At 71.1% G+C, this 6,000-nt stretch carries 4 protein-coding genes and 1 pseudogene; 1 reads left to right on the forward strand and 4 read right to left on the reverse strand.

The genetic code is table 11. The annotated features are described in order from the left end of the window. Positions 1-307: 307 nt before the first annotated feature. Positions 308-961: pseudogene (locus BKN37_RS30370) on the forward strand (alpha/beta fold hydrolase); the annotation flags it as partial. A 137-nt stretch (positions 962-1,098) separates the two neighbouring features. On the opposite strand, the gene BKN37_RS12000 reads toward BKN37_RS30370, so the two are convergent. The 4 genes from BKN37_RS12000 to infB all read right to left on the reverse strand — a co-directional run. Then, complete coding sequence (locus tag BKN37_RS12000; RefSeq protein WP_071026019.1) at positions 1,099-2,424, reverse strand: MATE family efflux transporter; 1,326 nt, start codon at positions 2,422-2,424, stop codon at positions 1,099-1,101. Between the two features lie 72 nt (positions 2,425-2,496). Continuing rightward, positions 2,497-3,525: a DHH family phosphoesterase gene (locus BKN37_RS12005; protein ID WP_071026022.1), complete on the reverse strand. Its 1,029-nt coding sequence runs from the start codon at positions 3,523-3,525 to the stop codon at positions 2,497-2,499. Then, positions 3,488-3,976 carry a 30S ribosome-binding factor RbfA gene (gene rbfA / locus BKN37_RS12010; protein ID WP_071026024.1) on the reverse strand — a complete coding sequence of 163 codons (489 nt, stop codon included), beginning with the start codon at positions 3,974-3,976 and terminating at the stop codon, positions 3,488-3,490. Before rbfA ends, BKN37_RS12005 begins: the two co-directional genes overlap by 38 nt. 2 nt (positions 3,977-3,978) lie before the next feature. Next, a partial coding sequence (gene infB, locus BKN37_RS12015; protein WP_083341738.1) for a translation initiation factor IF-2 occupies positions 3,979-6,000 on the reverse strand: 2,022 nt, incomplete at its 5' end.

The following is a 6,000-nucleotide window of genomic DNA, read 5'->3' on the forward strand; positions in this document are numbered from 1 at the left end:
AGTCGGTGTCACCGTAGACCGCGGTATGCGCAGGACTGTGCCGAACCCACCCCCGGCGCCGCGCCGCCCCGGGTTGTTCGCCCGGCTGTTCCGCCGGATTACCCGCCACCCGCTGGCACAGGCCATCGCGCACTACCTGAATCGGCGCAAGCGCAATCCGCAGGGGCAGGACGAGGCGGCCAGCGGCCAGGTGTCCGGCCCCGTCGCCACCCGGATTGTCCACACCCGCGACGGTGTGGCCCTGGCGGTCCGCGAGCACGGATCGCGTGCCGCCGGCCACACCGTGGTGTTGCTGCACGGCTGGTGCATGAACAAGGACGCCTGGAACATCCAGGTGTCCCAACTGATCCGGCAGTGGGGGGACGACGTCCGGATCATCGGCTACGACCACCGCGGGCACGGCGACTCCGCCGAGGCGCCGGTGCACACCTACCACGTCGACCGCCTCGCCGAGGATCTCGCCGAGGTGCTGGTGGCCCTCGACGTGACCGGAATGGTGACGTTCGTCGGGCACTCGATGGGCGGGATGACGGCGTTGGCGTACCTCGGCCGACCCGCCCACCTGCGCCCCGTCGAGCCGCACCACGTCGTCCTGGTGGCAACCGCGGCCGGGAAGGTCGCCGAGCGCGGCATCGGCCGGCTGCTCAAAACCCGCGCCGCGCACGTCGTCTGCGCGATCGGGCACCGCTTCCCCCGGTTGGCGGACGCGGTCGTGCGGCTGTTCGGTCGGCCGGTGTGCCACCTGCTGAAGATCTGGGCCGACGTGTCCCTCGGCGGGGCGATCAACGCCACCCCGATGGCGACCAAGCTCGGGTTCATGCGGGGGCTGAAGATCTACGACCACTACGCGACGCTGCCCACCATCACCGCGCGCACGACGATCATCACCGGCGGCGCCGACGCGCTGACCCCGGCGGTGCACGGCAGCGAGATGGCGGCGGGCATTGCCGGGGCCCGGCTGATCCACCGCCCGGCCGCCGGCCACATGGTGATCCACGAGGAGCCGGCGCTGGTGACCGACGCCATCAGCGACGCCATCGCCGGCGGCCGCCGGGCCTCGGCGCCGGTGCACCGGCGGGTCGGTGTCGCGCTGCACGGCTACGCCGTTCCGGTCACCGCCCAGCGGCCGGACAGCGTCCGCCAGCCCACGAACGCCAGCCGCAGCACGATGAACGTGGTCAAACCGGCCCAGATGCCGGCCAGCCCCCACCCGAAGATCAGCGACAGCCACACCAGCGGCAAAAACCCGATCAAGGCGCTGACCACGGTGGCGGTGCGCATGAAGGCGGCATCGCCGGCACCCAGCAGCACACCGTCGAGGCCGAAAACGATGCCGGCGGCCGGCAGCTGGGCCACTAAAAACCACCACGGCACCCCGATGGCGGCCAGCACGGCGGCGTCGTCGGTGAAGATCTCGGGCAGCACCGGCGCCCCCGCACCGAGCAGCAGCGCCAACACCGTCGCGGCCGCCAGCGAGAAGGCGGTGACCCGCCACGCCACCGATTTCGCATACCCGGCGTCGCCAGCGCCCAGCGCGGCACCGACCAGCGCCTGGGCCGCAATCGCCAGCGAATCGAGAACCAGCGCAAGGAATTCCCACAGTTGGAGCACGACCTGGTGCGCGCCCAGCGCCGCCGCACCGAACCGGGCGGCCACCGTCGCGGCCGAGATGAAGCAGGCCTGGAAGGCGACGCTGCGCATCAGCAGGTCACGACCCATCACCAGCTGCGCCCGCAGCGCTACGCCGTCCACCCGCAGCCCCACCCGTTCGGCCCGCAGGGCCCGCAGAAAAAGGACCGCAGCGACCCACTGGCCGACCAGGTTTGCCACCGCCGAACCGGCCAGTTCCCACCGTGGCAGCCCCAGCCAGCCGTACACCAGCAGGGGGCACAGCACCGCCGAGGCGCCGAAGCCGGCGATGACGTAGCGCAACGGCCGCACCGTGTTCTGCACCCCGCGCATCCATCCGTTGCCGGCCAGCGACACCAGGATCGCCGGGGCGCCCAGGATCGCGATCCGCAGCCAGGGCAACGCTGCCGCGGCGATGTCACCGCCCCCGGCAATCACCGAAACCAGCGGCACCGCAGCACATTCGACCGCGGTGGTGACCACCGCCCCGATCGCCAGGGCCAGCCAGGTGGCCTGCACGCCCTCGGCGACCGCCGCCGCCCGGTCGCCGGCGCCGAAGTAGCGGGCCGAGCGCGCGGTGGTGCCGTAGGACAGAAAGGTCAGGTCGGAACTGACCAGACCGAGGATCAGGCCGCCGATGGCCAAACCGGCCAGCGGCAGCGCGCCGAGGCGCCCGACAATCGCGGTGTCGAACAGCAGATACAACGGCTCGGCGGCCAGCACCCCCAGCGCGGGCAACGCCAGCGCCGCAATCTGCCGCGAACCCGCGGCGGGTGTGTCGGTCACGGTCACCATCCTGCGTGAGCGTGCGCTAAAACGGATTTCGCCTCGGCGTGTCGGCCGGGGACACGCACGCTCGCGGGCAAGCTAGCCCAGCGCGGCGACCAGGTCCGCGACCACGTCGTCGACGGCGCCGGCCGCCGAGTAGCCGGCGGCCAGCCGATGCCCACCACCGCCGAAGCCCGAGGCGACCGCCGCCAGATCCACCGCCGACTTGGCCCGCATCGACACCGACCAGCGCTGCGGCTCGACCTCCTTGAACACCGCCGCCACCTCGGCCTGCTGGGTGGTGCGCACGATGTCGACGATGCTTTCGGTTTCCTCGAACCGGGCCGCGCTCCATTCCTGGTGGTCGACCACGGCGTAGACCAGCCCGCGGCCCCCGACGGCGTCGGGCACCAGCCGCGCCGAGGACAACACCCGCGCCAACATCGGCAGCCAGGCAAACGGGTGGGTGTCCAGCAGCGCCCGGCTGACCGCGGCGTTGTCGACGCCCAACTCCACCAGCCGGGCCGCCAACCGGTGCGCGCGGGCGGAGGCCCAGCGGAACGACCCGGTGTCGGTGACCAGCCCGGCATACAGGCAATGCGCCACCGGCAGGTCAATCGGTTTGCCCCACGCGTCGAGCAGCTCGGCGACCAGCAGCGTCGTCGAATCCGCGGACGGATCCACGAAATTGGCGGTGCCGAACAACTCGTTGGAGGCGTGGTGGTCGATCACCAGCAGTTCGCGCGCCGATTCGGCCAGATCACGCAGGCCGCCGAGCCGGTTGATGCTGGGAATGTCGACCGTCACCACCAGATCGGCGTCGCGGCGCATCGCGTCCGGGTCGACCAGCAGCCCCCCACCCGGCAGCGATTGCAGCGATTGCGGCAGGTCCGCCGGCGCGGCGAAGCTGACCTGCACGTCCTTGCCGCAGCCGGCCAACACCGCGGCCAGCGCCAGCCCGGCGCCGATGGTGTCGGCGTCGGGGTGGACGTGGCAGGCCACCCCGACGGTGACCGCGGCGGACAGCAGTTCACTGGCGCCGACCGCGTCGACGCGTATCCCCGCGGGCCGCTGCGGCCCGACGGCTAGATCAGCCTTCGAATCGATCGTCACCGACGCCCTCGGCATCGACACCGTCGTCAGGCTCCGCACCATTGGCACGATACGGGTCGGCTTCCCCGGCCGGTTTGGCACCTGCGCGCACCCGGGCCAGATCGGCGTCGGCGGCCGCCGCGGCGGCCAGCAGCTCGTCCATCCGGTGCGCGGTGTCGGGCACCGTGTCCCGGGTGAACGTCAAGGTGGGCGTGAACCGCACCCCGGTGCCGGCGCCGACCTTGGTGCGCAGCACCCCGGTGGCCCGGTCCAGCGCCGCAGCGGCCCCGGCGTAGTCGGGCTCGTCGTCCAGGGTGCGGCCCAGCACCGTGTAATACAGGGTCGCGTCGTGCAGGTCGGCGGTCACTTTGGCGTCGGTGATGGTCACCCCGGCCAGCCGCGGATCCTTGATCTCGTACTCGATCGCCGATGCGACGATGGTGGCGATCCGCTTGGCCAGCCGGCGCGCCCGGGCCGGGTCAGCCATCGCTAGGCTCGCTCCTTTTCCACCAGCTCGTAGGTCTCGATGACGTCGCCTTCCTTGATGTCGGAGTAGGTCAGCGTCAGACCACATTCGTAGCCGTCGCGGACCTCGGTGACGTCATCCTTCTCCCGCCGCAGCGAGGACACGGTCAGGTTCTCCGCGACCACGACGTGATCGCGCAGCAACCGTGCCTTGGCGTTGCGCCGGATGATGCCGGAGGTGACCAGGCAGCCGGCGATGTTGCCGACCTTCGAGCTGCGGAACAGCGCACGGATTTCGGCGCGGCCCAGTTCCTTCTCCTCGTAGACCGGCTTGAGCATGCCCTTGAGCGCGCTCTCGATCTCGTCGATGGCCTGGTAGATCACCGAGTAGTAGCGGATGTCCACGCCGTCGCGGTTGGCCAGTTCGGTGGCCTTGCCCTCGGCACGCACGTTGAACCCGATGATCACCGCGTCCGAGGCCGACGCCAGGTTGACGTTGGTCTCGGTGATACCACCGACACCGCGGTCGATGACCCGCAGCGCCACCTCGTCGTCGACCTGGATGCCCATCAGGGCCTCTTCCAGCGCCTCGACGGTACCGGCGTTGTCGCCCTTGAGGATCAGGTTGAGTTGGCTGGTTTCCTTCAGCGCCGAGTCCAGGTCCTCCAGGGAGATCCGCTTCCGCGACCGCGCCGCCATCGCGTTGCGCTTGCGCGCGTTGCGCCGGTCGGCGATCTGGCGGGCGATCCGGTCCTCGTCGACGACCAGCAGGTTGTCGCCGGCGCCGGGCACCGAGGTGAAGCCGATGACCTGCACCGGCCGCGACGGCAGCGCCTCCTCGACGTCCTCGCCGTGTTCGTCGACCATGCGGCGGACCCGGCCGTAGGCGTCGCCGGCGACGATCGAGTCACCGACCCGCAGCGTGCCGCGCTGCACCAGCACGGTGGCCACCGGGCCGCGGCCGCGGTCCAGGTGCGCCTCGATCGCCACACCCTGGGCTTCCATGTCGGGGTTGGCCCGCAGGTCCAGGGCGGCGTCGGCGGTCAGCAGCACCGCCTCTTCCAGCGCCTCGATGTTGGTGCCCTGCTTGGCGGAGATGTCGACGAACATCGTGTCACCACCGAAATCCTCGGACACCAAACCGTATTCGGTGAGCTGCCCGCGGATCTTGGCCGGGTCGGCGCCCTCCTTGTCGATCTTGTTGACCGCCACCACGATCGGCACGTCGGCGGCTTGGGCGTGGTTGATCGCCTCCACCGTCTGCGGCATCACGCCGTCGTCGGCGGCGACCACCAGGATCGCGATGTCGGTGGCCTTGGCACCACGGGCACGCATCGCGGTGAACGCCTCGTGACCGGGGGTGTCGATGAAGGTGATCAGCCGCTCGGTGCCGTCGAGGTCGACCGACACCTGGTAGGCGCCGATGTGCTGGGTGATCCCGCCGGCCTCGGCCTCGCGGACATTGGCCTTGCGGATGGTGTCCAGCAGTCGGGTCTTCCCGTGGTCGACGTGACCCATCACGGTCACCACCGGCGGGCGGCTCTGCAGGTCCTCCTCGGTGCCCTCGTCCTCGCCGTAGCTCAGGTCGAAGGATTCCAGCAGCTCGCGGTCCTCGTCCTCCGGCGACACCACCTGCACGACGTAGTTCATCTCGCTGCCCAGCAGCTCGAGGGTCTCGTCGCCCACCGACTGGGTGGCGGTCACCATCTCGCCGAGGTTGAACAGCGCCTGCACCAGCGCCGCCGGGTTGGCGTCGATCTTCTCGGCGAAGTCGGACAGCGACGCGCCGCGGGCCAGCCGGATGGTCTCGCCGTTGCCGTGCGGCAACCGCACCCCACCGACGACCGGGGCCTGCATGTTTTCGTATTCGGCACGTTTGGCCCGCTTGGACTTGCGGCCACGCTTCGGCGCGCCGCCGGGACGACCGAAGGCACCGGCCGCGCCACCGCGCTGACCGGGGCGTCCACCGCCGCCGGGGCGACCGCGGTTGCCGGCACCCGCCGGGGCACCGCCGCCACCGCCAGCACCGCCGCCGCGGTACCCACC

Origin of the sequence: Mycobacterium talmoniae (assembly GCF_001854525.1) — a bacterium.
Lineage (GTDB): Bacteria > Actinomycetota > Actinomycetes > Mycobacteriales > Mycobacteriaceae > Mycobacterium > Mycobacterium talmoniae.

Excerpts from the sequence above, each read along its gene's own strand:
- BKN37_RS12000 (WP_071026019.1), bottom strand. The coding sequence starts at position 2,424 with ATGGTGACCGTGACCGACACACCCGCCGCGGGTTCGCGGCAGATTGCG.
- BKN37_RS12005 (WP_071026022.1), bottom strand. The coding sequence starts at position 3,525 with ATGCCGAGGGCGTCGGTGACGATCGATTCGAAGGCTGATCTAGCCGTC.
- rbfA (WP_071026024.1), bottom strand. The coding sequence starts at position 3,976 with ATGGCTGACCCGGCCCGGGCGCGCCGGCTGGCCAAGCGGATCGCCACC.